General features: G+C 65.3%; 9 protein-coding genes and 2 pseudogenes. 4 read left to right on the top strand and 7 right to left on the bottom strand.

Going from position 1 to position 15,265, the window contains the following annotated elements:
- Positions 1-61: 61 nt before the first annotated feature.
- The 6 genes and pseudogenes from ASF16_RS14645 to ASF16_RS14620 all read right to left on the bottom strand — a co-directional run bounded on the left by ASF16_RS14645 (position 62) and on the right by ASF16_RS14620 (position 7,964).
- A complete protein-coding gene (locus ASF16_RS14645; RefSeq protein WP_056168355.1) occupies positions 62-2,119 on the bottom strand; it encodes a PAS domain-containing sensor histidine kinase in 2,058 nt (685 codons plus the stop codon).
- A gap of 229 nt (positions 2,120-2,348) precedes the next feature.
- Positions 2,349-3,548, bottom strand: a complete 1,200-nt coding sequence (locus ASF16_RS14640) for an MFS transporter (RefSeq protein ID WP_235507380.1) — start codon at positions 3,546-3,548, stop codon at positions 2,349-2,351.
- 296 nt (positions 3,549-3,844) lie between these two features.
- Entirely contained in the window at positions 3,845-4,798 is a 954-nt protein-coding gene (locus ASF16_RS14635) for an ABC transporter substrate-binding protein (RefSeq protein ID WP_056168352.1), read from the bottom strand.
- Positions 4,799-4,962: 164 nt separating this feature from the next.
- Positions 4,963-5,520 (bottom strand): annotated as a pseudogene (locus ASF16_RS27175) (NAD(P)-dependent oxidoreductase); the annotation flags it as partial.
- A 489-nt stretch (positions 5,521-6,009) separates the two neighbouring features.
- Positions 6,010-7,149 (bottom strand): annotated as a pseudogene (locus ASF16_RS27170) (acyl-CoA dehydrogenase family protein); the annotation flags it as partial.
- Positions 7,146-7,964, bottom strand: a complete 819-nt coding sequence (locus ASF16_RS14620; RefSeq protein ID WP_056168349.1) for a class II aldolase/adducin family protein — start codon at positions 7,962-7,964, stop codon at positions 7,146-7,148. The pseudogene ASF16_RS27170 and the gene ASF16_RS14620, both read right to left, overlap by 4 nt.
- A 287-nt stretch (positions 7,965-8,251) precedes the next feature.
- Between ASF16_RS14620 and ASF16_RS14615 the strand changes: the two genes are divergently transcribed.
- Both ASF16_RS14615 and ASF16_RS14610 read left to right on the top strand, forming a co-directional pair.
- Positions 8,252-9,277: an ABC transporter substrate-binding protein gene (locus ASF16_RS14615; protein ID WP_056168347.1), complete on the top strand. Its 1,026-nt coding sequence runs from the start codon at positions 8,252-8,254 to the stop codon at positions 9,275-9,277.
- A gap of 120 nt (positions 9,278-9,397) precedes the next feature.
- On the top strand, positions 9,398-9,997 hold the full coding sequence (locus ASF16_RS14610; RefSeq protein ID WP_056168345.1) for a hypothetical protein: 600 nt from the start codon (positions 9,398-9,400) through the stop codon (positions 9,995-9,997).
- A 157-nt stretch (positions 9,998-10,154) separates the two neighbouring features.
- Here the strand turns inward: ASF16_RS14610 and ASF16_RS14605 are convergent, their stop codons facing one another.
- Positions 10,155-11,390, bottom strand: a complete 1,236-nt coding sequence (locus ASF16_RS14605) for an MFS transporter (protein ID WP_056168342.1) — start codon at positions 11,388-11,390, stop codon at positions 10,155-10,157.
- Between the two features lie 97 nt (positions 11,391-11,487).
- On the opposite strand from ASF16_RS14605, the gene ASF16_RS14600 reads away from it, so the two are divergent.
- Together ASF16_RS14600 and ASF16_RS25500 are read left to right on the top strand one after the other, a co-directional pair.
- Positions 11,488-12,423 (top strand): LysR family transcriptional regulator, encoded by a 936-nt coding sequence (locus ASF16_RS14600; RefSeq protein ID WP_056168340.1) that lies wholly within the window; start codon positions 11,488-11,490, stop codon positions 12,421-12,423.
- A 172-nt stretch (positions 12,424-12,595) separates the two neighbouring features.
- Positions 12,596-15,208 carry an ATP-binding protein gene (locus ASF16_RS25500; RefSeq protein ID WP_082516983.1) on the top strand — a complete coding sequence of 871 codons (2,613 nt, stop codon included), beginning with the start codon at positions 12,596-12,598 and terminating at the stop codon, positions 15,206-15,208.
- The last annotated feature ends 57 nt before the right edge of the window (positions 15,209-15,265 follow it).

Below are 15,265 nucleotides of genomic sequence, written 5' to 3'. Positions count from 1 at the left end.
AGGCACGCACGGATCGGAGTCCGACAGGTCAGCGCCGTTGCGCCCCCGACAGCGCCCCAGCCTACCCGCCCGTCCCCATCACCGCATGCACCTTGTTGACCAGCGCTTGCGCATCGAACGGCTTGACCAGCAGCTCCATCTGCGTGCCCAGGAACTGCGGGTTCATGGCCGCCTGCTCGGCGTAGCCCGTCATGAGGATGATCTTGATGGCGGGCAGCTTTTCGCGCGCGTAGTCGGCCACCTGGCGGCCGTTAGGCCCGGGTAGCCCCACGTCGGACAGCAGCAAATCGAAATGCACAGCGCCCGACAACAAGGCCATGGCCGCGCTGCCCGACGCGGCCTCCATCACGTAAAAGCCGTTGTCGCGCAGCAGCTCCACCGCCAGCGCGCGCACGGTGTCGTCGTCTTCCACCACCAGGGCCGAGTCCGGGCGGCGCGGGCTGGTGAGCGGGGTGGCAGGCTCGGCCCGTTCGGCAGCGGCTTCGGCGCGCGACCGGCAAAAGTACAGCGACACGCGCGTGCCCTGCCCCACGGTGCTCTCCAGCACCGCCATGCCGCCGGACTGCCGCATGAAGCCGTAGATCATCGACAGTCCCAGACCCGTGCCCTGCCCCAGCGGCTTGGTGGTGAAGAACGGGTCGAACGCGCGGGCCATCACATCGGCCGGCATGCCGGTGCCGGTGTCGCTCACCGCCACGCGCACATAGTCGCCAGCGTCCAGGCCCAGCACCGAGTCGTCGCCCGATGCCTGCAACTGCACGTTGTCGGCTGCGATGCGCAGGGTGCCCCGGTCGGGCATGGCGTCGCGGGCATTGATGCACAGGTTCAGCACCGCGTTGTCGAACTGGTGAACGTCGGTGTACGCCGGCCACAGGTCCGGCTGCAGCGACATCTGCAGCGTGATGTTTTCGCCGCAGGTGCTGCGCACGATGGTCTCCAGGCTGCTCAGCGACGCGCCCAAGTCCACCGCCCGAGAGTCGAGTGGCTGGCGGCGCGAGAACGCCAGCAGCCGCTGCGTGAGCGCCGCTGCGCGCTTGGCGGCGGCCAGGCCGGCGTCGATGTATTTGCCCGCCTCTTCCTCGCGGCCCTGGGCGATGCGCTGGCGGATGATCTGCAGCGGCAGGACGATGCCCTGCAGCATGTTGTTCAGGTCGTGCGCGATGCCGCCCGTGAGCTGCCCCAGCGCTTCCATCTTCTGGCTCTGCCGCAATTGTTCTTCGGCGCTGCGCAGGGCCTCGGCCTGGGCGCGCTCCTCGGTCACGTCGCGGCCCACGGCCTGCACGAAGCCATCGGCCGGCGCGGCGGTCCAGGCCACCCAGCGGTCGGTGCCGTCACGGTGGCGGTAGCGCAGCGTGCCCTGGCGTTTGGGCGCGCCCTTTTGCAGCGACTGAAGCTCGCGCACCAGCGTGGGCTCGTCCTCCGGGTGGGCAAAGGCCTGCACGGGCCGGCCCACGGTTTCTTGCTCCGTCCAGCCCAGCACCGACGTCCAGGCCGGGTTCACCGCCACGATGTGGCCGTCGAAGCGCGTGACCATCAGCAGCGCGTCCGAGCCGAGCCACAGGCGGTTGCGGTCGGCCGTGCGCTCGGCCACCTGCTGCTCCAGCGACGCTGCGGCCTCGCGCAAGCGCCGCTCGGCTGCCACTTTGCCGGTGGTTTCGATCACCGTGTCCATCATGGCGACCACGGCGCCGTTGTCGTCGCGCACCGGGCTGTAGCAGAAGGTGAAGTACGCCTCTTCGCTGTAGCCGTGGCGGTTGATGGTGAGCGGAAAGTCCTCGACAAAGGTGGACTCGCCCTGGAACGCCTTGTCCACGATGGGGCCGATCACATCCCACACCTCGCTCCACACCTCCTGCACCGGGCGGCCCAGTGCGTCGGGCTTGTCGCCCAGGATGGTGCGGAATGCATCGTTGTAGAAGCAGTAGCGGTCCTCGCCCCACATCAGGCACTTGGGAAAGTCCGACGACAGCACCATCTCCACCGCAAACCGCAGCGCCCGCGGCCAGCCCTCGGCGGGGCCCAGCGCGTGGCGGGTCCAGTCGTAGTGCCGGATCTTGTCGCTCATCACGCCAGCGGCGTGCGGAAATCCAAGGGATGCGGGCGGGAAGGAATCGGTCATGGCAAAAAGGTCGGCCCGGAGTCTGTGTCGTAGTGGATGATCCAAAGTGGGGAGTGGCCCGCAGGTGCGCTGCAGCCAGGGCGGGGCCGAGTGCGCCTGGTGCCTGCCCACTGGGCCTGCCACCGCACACGGTCCTCTCGGAGTCTACAAGCGAAAACCCTGCAGGCCGAAGGTCTGCGGGTATCCCCCAGCGGTGGCGGACAAGGGGGCCCCGCCGGGGCCTTGCGCCTCAGGCGCCTGCAGCCACGGCCCCGCGCGCCTGCACCCGGCGCGAGACCAGCAGGCCCAGCACGAACACGCCCAGCGCCGCCACCGAGAACACGGGCGGCAGCCAGCCCCGGTCGACGCTGAACGCCACGATCAAGACACCCGTGGACTGGCCCAGGAACAGCAGGCACGCGAACATGGTCACCGCCGCGCCCCGCGCCTGCGGTGCCATTTGCGTGGCCTGCACCTGCAGCGTGTTGTGCAGCATGTAAAAGCCGATGCCCGCCATGAAGCAGCCCAGCATCGCCCAGCCCACCGCCGGGGCCCAGGCCAGCGACAGCAGGCCCACGGCGATCAGCGTGGCGCCCGTGATGGCCAGGCCCCGCTCGCCCAGCGCGGCCAGCCAGCGGCGCGCGAACACGCTGTAGATCAGGCCGCCCACGCCGTACAGCACCATCACGCCCCCGGCTGCGGCGGCCGACAAGCCGAAGCCATCGACCATGCGCGCCGGCACAAAAGCCAGCGTGCCGAACGCGAGCGCCCCCTCGATGGCCACCACCGTCAGCACCCAGCGCACACGCTCGATGCGCAGCAGCGCCATCGTGCCGGCGAGGTAACTACCCAGAGAGAAGGCGGGTGCGCCCGGCGCGGCGGCAGGCCGCAGTGCCCCGCTGGCGCGTGCATGGCGCAGCAGCATCGTGGCGGCGGCAAAGAACAGCACGGCCAAGGCGCCCAGCGCGGCGCGCCAGCCCAGCGTTTCGGTGGCAAAGCCGCCAAACCACTGGCCCGCCATCATCCCGGTGACGGTGGCCACCATGAGGCGCGCCAGGGTTTCCTGCCGCTGCTCGTAGGCCACCTCGTCACCGATCCAGGCCATCGAAAGCGGAATGATCCCCGCCGCGGCCGCGCCCATGGCGGCACGCGCCACCACCAGCAGCGTGAAGCTCTGCGACAGCGCAGTGACGGCGCTGAACACCGCACAGGCCGCCGTGGCGCCGATGATCACGCGCACCTTGCCGATGCGGTCGCCCAGCGGGCCGTACACCAGCTGCAGCACTCCGTAGGCCACGGCAAACGCGGCGATGACGGCAGAGGCATCGCCGGTGGTGATCTTGTATTCGAGGGACAGCGCCACCAGCATCGGGTCGCACACGCGCATGGACGCCATGCTGCAAAAGGCCGCCAGGCTGATCAGCCGCAGCATCGTCGAGGAAGAGGTCATAGGACCCGATTGTGGTGCGGCTGGGGCAAGGGTGCTTGTGCCGTGCGCCATGCACCCCGGGGGTTGAAGGTCTGGGCCGCGGTTCGGTCGATGGTTGCCCCTTCACTGAGCGGGTGGCGTTGGGAGCGCCACTTCGACAGACTTAGCGCGAATGGGCGGGGATGGCCCTCGGCCGATGACCCCTCACCCCCACCCGTTCGGGCTGAGCTTGTCGAAGCCTCGCAGTGCGCCCCACCAAGCCCCGCCCGAAAAGCGAGGAGACCTGCTTCACGAAGAACGCGTCGCAGACGTCTCGCTCAGCCCTTACCTGTATTGAAGCTCGTATCGAACGTGCCCCGCACATCCAGCCGCTGTTTGATGAGCCCCGCCGCCAGGTAGAAGTCGGCCGTCTTCTGCTGGTCCGCCAGCACCTGCGCGTCGATGTCCTGCCAGCGGGTGGCGCGGCGGTCGAACTGCAGTTGCGCTGCGTCGGCCGGGATGCCGACGATGCGGGCCAGCGACTGGCCAAAAGATTTGGAGTTCTGGTACGACCAGACCTGCGCCCGTGCCACGCGCTCCTTGAAGTCCTGCAGCACGGCGCGTTTTTCGGCCAGCGCCGCGTCGGTGGCGGCCAGGAAAGACAGGCCCGTCCACAGCCCCCGGCCACTGACCAGCACGCGCGCATGGCCGCTGGTTTCGGCCAGCGCGGTGTAGGGCTCCCACGTGGCCCAGGCGTCCACCGAGCCCTGCGTGAGCGCAAGCTTGGCGTCTGGCGGCGGGATGAAGCGCAGTTGCACGTCGTCGGCCTTGAGCCCGGCGGATTCGAGCACCTTGAGCGTGACGAAGTGGCCGATGGAGCCGCGGTTGGTGGCGATGCTCTTGCCCTTGAGGTCGGCCGCCGTCTTGAGCGGCGAGTTGGGCGCCACCAGCACGGCGGTGCCGTACGCATCCGACCGGTTGGCCGCAAACGCCTTGACCCGGCTGCCCGCGGCCAGGGTGAACAGCAGCGGCGCATCGCCGATGGGTCCGAAGTCCACGGCGTTGGCGTTGAGCGCCTCGGCCAGCGGCGCGGCGGCCGGGAACTCGCTCCACTTGATATCGTAGGGCAGGTTCTTCAGTTCGCCCGCAGCGTCAAGCAGGGCCTGCAGCCCGCCCTTCTGGTCGCCTGCACGCAGCAACACGCGCTGCTGGGCGTGGGTGAGCACGGGCGAGAGGAACGAACTGGCGGCAACAGAAGCAGTCAGCAGATGGTGGAATTGGCGGCGCAGCATGGTGGTCGGGTGTGAAATGGGTTTGGCACTGTCGAAGGGACTCTGGCTGCCATTGCATCACCCGGCCCGCGCTCCACCAACGAAGGCTTGCGACCATCCATATGCGGTTTTCGCATGCCGGGCATTGGCCGCGTGCGGACTCTGCCCGCCCGCGCGACCTGGCATCAGTAGCCCCGCGCCCCATCCACCACGTCTTCCAGCGGCTCCCCCGCCACATGGCGCGCCAGGTTGGCGACGAACTTCCGGGCCGTCAGCTGCGCTGCGCCCTGCGCCGCCCACGACACATGGGGCGTGAGCCGCACGCGCGGGTGGCTGTACAGCGGGTGGCCGTCGGGCAACGGTTCGGGGTCGGTCACGTCCAGCGTGGCGCCCGACAGGCGCCCGCTGTCCAGCGCATGCAGCAACGCCTGCTGGTCCACCAGGGCACCGCGCGCAATGTTCACCAGATGCAACCCCGGCCGCGCGTGAGCCAGGGTGGCGGCATTGATCAGTTGGTAGGTCTGCGTGGTGATGGGCAGCGCCAGCACCAAGTGGTCCGAGGCCGCGAGCAGCTTCTCGATGGAGGGGGCGGTGCGCACACCATCATCGCCCTGCACCTGCGCTCCGCCGCGGCGCAGCACCGTCACCTGCATGCCGAAGGCCTGCGCCAGCCGCGCCACCTCGCGTCCGATGGCGCCGTAGCCCGCGATGCCCAGGGCCCGCCCCTGCAGCGTGCCGGGCAGTTGCTGGTCCACCCGCGCAAAGGTCTCGCGCCACGGCCTGGCGCCAGATACCTGCAGCGTGTCCCATGTGCGCTGGTGCGTCAGCAGCGCGGTCAGCACGTACTCGGCAATGGGCACGGCCGCCACGCCGCGCGAGCAGGTGACCTGCGGCACCTGCAGCAGCCACGGCGGAAAGAAGTCGATGCCTGCAGATGCCACATGCACCCATTTCAACCGCCCGGGCCAGCCTGCGGGTGCGGTGGCCGGCGCATGGCGCCAGCCGTTGCGCGGGCCGGTGAAGAGGATGTCCACATCAGCGGCGCGCTCCCAGGCGGGCACGGCGGCGTTGTCGGTGGTAAGCACGATGGGCAGGCCAGTGTCCGCCAGTAGCGCGTCGGCCTCGGGGCCTGTCTGGTTCAGGACGACCCAGCGGTCGGCAGCTGCGTCGACATTGCAACTGCCAGAATCATGCGCAGCCAGCACCGCGCTCATGCGGCCCCCACGGCCAGCGCCCTGCGGCCCGCGGCCCGCGGCAACATAGGCGCTGTCGTCCTGCGGCGTGTGCACCCGGCCGCACAGCACATCGCGCAGGTGGCGCTCCAGCGGGTTCTTGCGGGCCAGGCCGTGGTTGCTGGTCAGCTCCAGCGCGGCCTGCACGGCCTCGATGGCGTTGCGCGTGGTCAGGGCCTTCACCAGGCCGCTATCCACGGTGGGCACCAGCGTGCCGGCATCCAGGTCGTGGGCCAGGCTGGCGATCAGGCGGTCGTTGGTGAGCAGCAGGCCTTCGATGCGGCCCACGGCCTCTTGCGCGCGGGGCAAGGTCGCCAGCGGCGCGCCCAGGCTGGCGGGCACGCGCTCGCGCAGGAACTGCACCAGCCAGTCGCGCGCGGCGCGTGCCACGCCGGTGTACAGCGCAGCCAGCATCACCGTCATCTCGGCCTGCATGGCGGGCTCGCCGCGCGCCCAGTCCTGCGGCAGGCGAAGGTCCAGTGCGTGTGCGTGGGGGATCAGCACATCGTGCAGGTGCACATCGTGGCTGCCGCTGGCGCGCAGGCCCAGGTGGTCCCAGGTTTCCTCGATGCGGATGCCGGGCAGCCCCGCTCGCACCAGGAAGGCGCCGGTGCGCGGCGCGTCCTCGTCCGTGCGGGCCCACACCACGTACCAACGCAGGATGGGCGCGCCGGTCGAATACACCTTGTGCCCGCTGATGCGCCAGCCCTCGGCCGTGTGCCGCGCCACCGTGGCTGGCAGCCCGCCGCGCGCGGGCGAGCCCAGCTCGGGCTCCACGCGCAGTGCGTTGATCAGCGACACCTCATGCACCGATTCATTCACCAGCTGCTGCGCCAGTGCCTGCGGCCAGGGCGAGCCAGGGCGGCCCATGCCGCGCTGCTGGATGTACTGCATGGTCAGCACCAGCGCCGTGGCCGGGCAGCCCTGGCCGATGGCGCCGATCACCTCGGCCAGCTGCGCGGCCGACGCACCCTGCCCGCCCAGCGACCGCGGCGCGGCCAGGGCCAGCAGGCCGGCCTGCTGCAGCCCGTAAAAGTTGGCGTGCGGAAAGCTCGCGTCGCGGTCGTGCACCGCGGCGCGCGCACCGAACTCCACCGCCAGCGCGCGTGCGGCCTGCCCCCACGTCAGTGGCGCATTCACTGCAGCACCTCGGGCTGGTCGCGCACGATGATGTCGAACAGGCTCTTGAACGCGAACTGCGCACCACCCGGCCCGCCGATCTGCGAGTGCGTGCGCTGCGCGATCTCGTGCGGGATGGGCTTGGGGGTGCCGGCGGCTTCGGCCAGCAGCTGGGCCTGGCAGGCGTTCTCGAGCGCGATGTACCACCACGCGGCGGCCTCCACCGACGGGCCTGCGGTCAGGATGCCGTGGTTCTGCAGGATCACGGCCTTTTGCGCGCCCAGGGCTTCGCCGATGCGAAAGCCTTCGTCGGTCTCCAGCACCACGCCGGTGAAGTCGTCGAACAGCGCGTGGTCTTCATAAAAGATGCACGAGTCCTGCGTGAGCGCATCAAGCTTGCGGCCCAGCGACGACCAGGCCTTGCCGTAGGTCGAATGCGTGTGCGCGGCAGCCACGATGTCCGGCCGCGTCTCGTGCAGCGCGGCGTGGATGGCGAAGGCCGCGCGGTTCAGCGGGCCCTGGCCCACCACGATCTCGCCGGCAGCATTGACCAGCAGCAGGTCGGACACCTTGATCTGCGAGAAATGCAGGCCCAGCGGGTTCACCCAGAAGTGGTCGGTCCACTCCGGGTCGCGCGCGGTGATGTGACCGGCCAGCCCGTAGTTGAAGCCCTGCTGCGCAAACAGCCGGAAGGCCACGGCCAGCGTCTCCTGCCGGTGGCGGCGCTCGGCCTCCACCGTGGGGCGCGCCACCGGGGCGTCGAACCAGTCCTTGCGCTGGGGCGCGGGGTTGAGGGCGAGCTGGGCGGTGGGCAGGGGTTTGAGGACGGCGGACATGGCGGTGGCTTTCGGTATCGGTGGGGATTGGAATGCAGGGACCCGCCCACCTTAGAAGCGCCCCGCCGCCGCGCCAACGAAGAAATCCGCGTGACCACATACGGTTTTGTCATGAACCAGCGCCACGCCGCGACCACCGCGGGCATGCACCGCGCTGGGTGCTGCGTTTCACGCATAACGATGCTACGCAAAGGTCTTTGCGCGCAGGCCGGGCTTGGCGGAATCTCGCAGCCACACCACACAACCCCTCTCCTCCTGCCCACCGACCCATAAAAGGCCCGACCACCATGCACCGCGACTCCACCCCCACACTCAACCGCCGCCACCTCATCCAGGCCGGCCTGGGCGCCACCGCCTGGGCTGCCACGGCGGGCGTGCCCGCGCTGGCCGCCCCGCCTGGCCCCGACCTCTTCAAAGTGACCCTGCGCATCGGCACCTACAAGGGCCTGTGGCGCGCCCTCATCGCTGCGTCCGGCCAGGGCAACACGCCCTACCGCATCGAATGGCGCGAGCTGAACAACGGCGTGCTGCACATCGAGGCGCTGAATGGCGACGCGCTGGACCTGGGCTCGGGCAGCGAGATCCCGGCCCTGTTCGCCGCGCGGCAAAAAGCCCAGGTGCGCTTCATCGCCGTGGTGCGCGAAGACCTCAATAACCAGGTCACGCTGGCCCGCAAGGACGCACCCATCCAGCGCATCGCCGACCTCAATGGCAAGCGCGTGGGTTATGTGCGCGCCACCACGTCGCACTACTACCTGAGCCGGCAGCTGGCCGAGGCGGGCCTGTCGTTTGCCGACATCAATGCCATCAACCTCACGCCGGCCGATGGGCTGTCGGCCTTTGACCGGGGCGACCTGGATGCCTGGGCCATCTACGGCTACAACGGCCAGTTGGCGCGACTGCGCTACGGCGCACGCGTGCTCAAGACGGGCCAGGGGTACCTGTCGGGCAACTTCCCCATCTACGCCAACCCGCGCGCGGTGGAAGACCCGGCCCGCCACGCCGCCATCAGCGACTACCTGCAGCGCCTGCGCCGTGCCTACCTGTGGGCCAACAGCAACTACCTCGACTACGCCCGCGCCCAGTCTGCCGAAACCCGCGTACCGGTGGGCGACCTGATCGAGCTGTGGAACAACCGCAGCAGCGACTATGACCTGCGCCCCGTGGACGACGGCGTGGTCAAGGGCCACCAGGCGGTGGCCGATGCCTTCCTGCAGCTGGGCGTACTGGACGGCCCCGCCCAGGTCGCGCCGCTGTGGGACCGCAGCTTCAAGAGCGTGCTGCAGCCCCTGGCCGTGGACAAGGCGGCGTAAGCCTGGGCGGTGGTGGACCCTGCGTATGGAGCGGCGGCCGAAGCGTGCCATTTTTTGCGTGGCGCTGGCGCCGGTTGCGCTTAGGATGCGCCCCTCATTTGCACCGAGGAGCCCATCTACATGAACAAACGCAACTTCATCACCGCCACTTTGGGCACCGCCAGCCTGTGGTCTGCCACGGGCAGCAGCAGCCACGCCGCCCCGCCAGCCAAGGCTGCCGCCGGCCCCACGCTGCTGACCCTCAGCGGAGCCATCGCCAAGCCCAACCGCGGCGCGCTCGACCCCGCCATCGACCAGATGATGGGCAAGCACGGCATCCAGTTCAGCAACGCCCACGCGCTGGACGCCGCCGCCCTGCAGCGCATGACCGCCATCAGCATCAAGCCCACGCTGGAGTACGACAGCAAGCCCCACACCCTGACAGGCCCCCTGCTCACCACCGTGCTCGCCGCAGCCGGCGTGGCCGCAGGCAGCCCGGTGCAGCTGGTGCTGCGCGCGGTGGACGGCTACAACGTCACCATCAGCATGGCCGACGCGCAGGCGTACCGCATGATCGTTGCCACCCACATCGACGGCCAGCCCATGGCCCTGGGCGGCCTGGGCCCGCAGTGGGCCGTGTACGACGCCGACGTGCTGCCCGCGTTCAAGGACAAGCCGGTGAAGGAACGCTTTGGCCTGTGCCCCTGGGGGCTGTATCACATCGAGGTGAAGAAGGCTTGATGCTTGAGGCCTGATTCCTGAGGCTTGGTGGCAGGGTCCACCGACAGCTTGGCCTGCGTGGCGCAGTCCAAAACAAAGAGCGGCTCCATGGCCGCTCTTTTTTTGATAGCTGCTAGCGCTTATCCAGCAAGCGGTAGAGGCACTTTTTACCCAAACATCAGCGCACACGCCCCGCCATCCGCACCGCCAGTGCAGCCAGCGACCCCACCGTAGCCAACGCCACGACGCCCAGCCAGCCCCACTGCGCCAGCGCCAGGCTGCCCAGCGCGGCACCGGCCGACATGCCGATGAACATGCCCGTGAACAGCAGCGCATTGAGCCGGCTGCGTGCGGCGGGGTCGATGCCGTACACGATGGTCTGGTGCGCCACCAGCGTGGCCTGCACGCCGAAGTCAAAACCGATGGCACTCACCACGATCAACGCCAGCTGCGCCTGGGCGGGCAGCAAGGGCGCCAGCGCCATCGCAGCAAACGATGCTGCAGCCAACCCCGCGCCATATCGGGTCACGACCTCGGGCCCGCGCTTGTCGGCCAGCCGCCCGGCCAGCGGGGCAGCCAGGGCACCCGCCGCCCCCGCCAGGCCAAACGCCCCGGCGGCGGCCGTGCCCAGGTGGAACTGGCTGTGCAGCATCACCGCCAGCGTGGACCAGAACGCGCTGAAGCCCACAGCCAGCAGCCCCTGCGCCCAGGCCGCCCGGCGCAGCGCACTGTGCTGGCGCCACAAGGCCACCATCGAGCCGATCAGCGCGCCATAGCCCAGCTGCGTGGTGGGCGCAAAGCGCGGCAGCCCGCGCCACACCGCCACCGTCAGCAGCGCAATCGCCACAGCCGCCGCCACATACACCGTGCGCCAGCCCCACTGCTGCGCCACAAAGCCGCTGACCACGCGCGACAGCAAGATGCCCAGCAGAAGCCCCGTCATCACCGTGCCCACCATGCGCCCGCGCTGCGCGGCCGGGGCCAGCGTGGCGGCAGCGGGCACCACGTCCTGCGCCACCGTGGCCGCCAGGCCCACGGCCAGGCTGGCCGCCAGCAGCGCGCCCATGCCGGGCGCCAGGCCGCTGAGCAACAGTGCCAGCATCAGCGCCACCGACTTGATGACGATGATGCGGCGCCGGTCGTACCGGTCGCCCAGCGGGGCCAGCAGCAAGATGCCCAGCGCGTAGCCCAGCTGCGTGAGCGTGGGCACGAGGCCCACCACCCGGCTGTCGGCCTGCATGTCCGGCCCCAGCACGCCCAGCATGGGCTGGCTGTAGTACAGCGACGCCACGCTCAGCCCCGCCGTGGTGGCCAGCAGCAGCAACAGCGGCGCGCTCACCGTCCCCTCGGCCGGCGGCTGCCCCGGCGCGGTGCCGATGGCAGGGCTTGCATGCACGTTTTGAATGGAAGACATCTCGACACCTGTTCAACTAAAGGAATGGTGCGATTGTTCTTGTGTTGCAACGCACTGGGTAGTGGGTTGGGCTGCAGATTTGTTATACGCTTGGCGTATGACCATCGCCCTGCCACCCGGCGCCGACCGCATCGAGCTGATGCAGACCTTCATCCGCATCGTCGAAACCGGCAGCCTGTCTGCCGCTGCCCAGCAGCTAGGCACCAGCCAGCCCACCGTGAGCCGCCGCCTGCAGGCGCTGGAGCGCAGCCTGGGCATCAAGCTGCTGCAGCGGTCCACCCATGTGATGAAGCTCACCAAGGATGGCGAGCGCTGCTTTGACCACGCCAAGGCCCTGCTGGAAGACTGGCGCGCCATGGAGGACGACCTGCGCGGCACGGCCGACACCCCGCGCGGCACCCTGCGCGTGCTGGCGCCGCACGCCTTCGGGCAAGACCAGTTCATTGCTCCGCTGATGGCCTACCTGCGCCGCTACCCCGAGGTGGATGTGGAATGGATGCTGCACGACCGGCGCCCGAACTTCATCGCCGAAGGCATCGACTGCGCGATCCAGGTCGGCGCGGTGGACGACCCCTCCGTCGTGGCCGTGCGCCTGGCCGAGGTACCGCGCATCGTGCTGGCGTCCCCCGCCCTCATGGCCGGGCGCGCCACGCCAGCGCATGCGCAGGACCTGCAGCCGCTGCCCTGGCTGGCGCTGAGCACCTTCTACCGGCGCGACGTGACGCTGACCCACGAGCCCAGCGGCGAGGCCCACACCTTCGGCATCACGCCGCGCCTGGCCACCGACAGCCTGTACGCCCTGCGCAGCGCCGCACTGGCCGGGCTGGGGGCGTGCATTTCATCGGCTTGGATCGTGGACGGCGATGTGCGCCGCGGAGACCTGCTGCACCTGGTGCCTACCTGGCACGCGTCACCGTTGCCGGTGTACCTGGTGTACCCGTACGCGCGGTTTTATCCGGCGCGGTTGCGGCTGTTTCTGGAGGCGATGCGGGGGGCGATGCCGGGGCTGGTGGGGATGCGGGCGGTGGGATGAAGGTTGAGCAAGCGGCAAATGTCAGTTAAAACAGCTGCGTCCGCTTGATACAACAGCATCCTGGCGTTCAGAATCTTTGCCCACCTGCTTCCGAAGCGCTACCCTGCCGATTGATCAGAGCGCCAATTGAGACTGTCTTTTCACACATAGGGGAATATAAGTGAGTCAAGAGATGTACGAGTACACAAGTCTGTGGCAAACAGCTTTTGGCAACCGATCAGATAATTTAAACCCGCAACGGGAAATACTGCGTCGGGCTTATAACGACTTTCGTGATCGCGTCGTTTTGTTGCTAGCAAAAATTCAATCTGAACTACCAGCGCTCACTCTCCATGATATTACTCACATTGATGCATTGTGGCGTGTTGCATCTGAAATCGCCGGGCCTAGTTTTGAAATAAATGCAGCAGAAGCTCTTGTTCTAGGAGGTGCATTTTTAATGCACGACGCAGCACATTGTCGCGCCGCATTTCCTGGTGGTATTGATGAAATTCGTCAGACAGTGGAATGGCAAGATTCCGCGGCACAGCGTAATTTTTCTACTACCCAGCTGACTGAAGGCAGTCCAGGTTTCCAAGCCGTGCTTTTCGATACTCTACGTGTTCTGCATCCCCAGAGGGCCCGTGGGCTCCCATTTGCAAAATGGAGTGATGGAGTAGGAAATTTAATGCACCTGTTCCCCCATGATGAATTACGTGAAGCATATGGCCACATCATCGGTGAAATCGCAGAAAGCCACTGGTACAATCCTAATGAGTTGGAATATTTTTCCACTAAAACTGTAACACCCCCAGTATGTATCTCTCCAGCATCGTGGAAAGTTAATACATTAAAGGTTGCTATTCTTTTGCGAGTCGCAGATGCTGCTCACATCGATTCTAGGCGTGCACCACGTCTACTACTTGCTCTCAACCAACCTGGCGGAATTTCACAAGAACATTGGCGATTCCAAGCACGTTTAAATCAGCCGTCCTGTGATGTAGGGCGCGCGGAGCTTATTTTTTCTGGTAGTCCATTTCCTGAAAATGAAAAGGACGCATGGTGGCTTGCCTACGATGCTGCTTGCCTCGTAAATAAGGAACTCTCAGCAGCTGATCATTTGCTAAGGGATAATCATCTCCAGACACTTGCCGCGAAAGAAGTCGCTGGCGCCCATAGCCCTGAATCATTTTCTCGCAACGTACCCACTCAGGGCTGGCATCCGGTGGATTCGTCTATACGCATTAGCGATATTAAATCCGTAGTTGGACGATTTGGTGGGGCTAAACTGTATGGTGAAAAGCCCCATCTAGCTTTACGCGAACTACTCCAAAATGCAAGAGATGCTATCGAGGCCAGCCGGGCTCTTGGAGCCCTCGGTGGAAAAGAAGGATCCATTACCGTTCAACTTGAAGAGCGAGAGGGAGAGCACTGGCTTCACGTTACCGACACTGGCATCGGCATGAGCCGCTTTGTTTTGCTGAACGTGCTTCTCGATTTTGGGCGCTCACTTTGGAAAGACACCGTACTGCCTCGTGAATGGCCTGGCCTCGCTGCTACTGGTTTCAAAGCTATAGGGCGTTTTGGCATAGGTTTTTTTGCAGTTTTTATGCTAGGAAATCAAGTCAAAGTTATAACGAAACGACAAACTGCGAGCATCGAAGATTCAAACTCGGATTGGGTGTTGGATTTCGCGAGTGGCATAGCATCTCGACCTATATTGCGTAAACCTCTACCGGACGAAGCCCTTCGACGACATGGAACCAAAGTATCGGTAAGGCTTCTCAACCAAGAAAAATTGCTTCAACTCAAAAAATCTTCGTTTGATCTTTTTAGTGGCTTAAGCACTACGAGTGAGACGTTACTAAAACTGGAACAAGTAGTCGGCGCTTTGGCTCCAGCCTTAGAAATCGACATATTTACACAAGAGGGTGGCAACCAAAAAATAAAAACAATAAGCGCCGGAGACTGGCGAGAAATCGCTCCATTGGATTTAATTGACCGCATATGCCCCGGCCGTTTTGCATTATCCCCATTCTGGATCACCAATGACCTTGAAGTGGCCACCAAAAATCTATCTCCAATGGCAAATACTGATGGAACAATTTTCGGGCGCTGCTCGATTATTGAATATACCGATAGTATCTTTGGACTGCAAGCCGGCGTTATTACCGTGGGTGGACTTTACGGTGGTTCTATTAGCGGTATCGCTGGCGTCTTAGCAGGTGAGCAAGCTGATTTGCTGGATCGTAGCGTGGCCATTCCCACCGTTGATAAAATTACTCTCGCCACATGGTCCGAAGAACAGGCCGGCTTACTGAGGGCGGCCGGGCAACTCACTTGGAAAAGAAGCGCAAAATTATTAGCACTTGGCGCCAATTCAGACGAATTGCTAATTATTACTCATAGCTCAGAGAACTGGACAAGCAATAGATTTTCTAGCGAACTAAACAACATTGAGGAAATATGGCTCCTTCAAGATAGAGAGATGCAATACCAATCGGATATCGATGATGTCTTAAAATCAGATTTTGAAAGAAATTTCAATATTGATCCAAGAGTTTTTACTATACAAAGTGGAGTTTCTCTCAACGAGTTCATTCAATCAAGTTCTTGGCCAAGCCAATTTTTTAAGGAAAATTTAACCAACCCTAGCGTGGTGGTTGAAAAAATCCTCAATGACGTTTGGCCTAACGGCGAGCTTAAAAAGGTTGAAGATCAAGTGATTGGGCACGTGGCTGGAACGGCTATTAGGCGGGATGTAGAAATTATTCTCAAGAATAAACTTATTGAGCAAATAGAGTAGCAATCCAGTCATACAAAGTGAGAATCGGGACTTTCTGCACGAATTGGCGCGTCGTGC

Origin of the sequence: Acidovorax sp. Leaf78 (genome assembly GCF_001422735.1) — a bacterium.
Taxonomy (GTDB): domain Bacteria; phylum Pseudomonadota; class Gammaproteobacteria; order Burkholderiales; family Burkholderiaceae_C; genus Acidovorax.
This window is presented reverse-complemented; position numbering and strand designations above follow the sequence as displayed.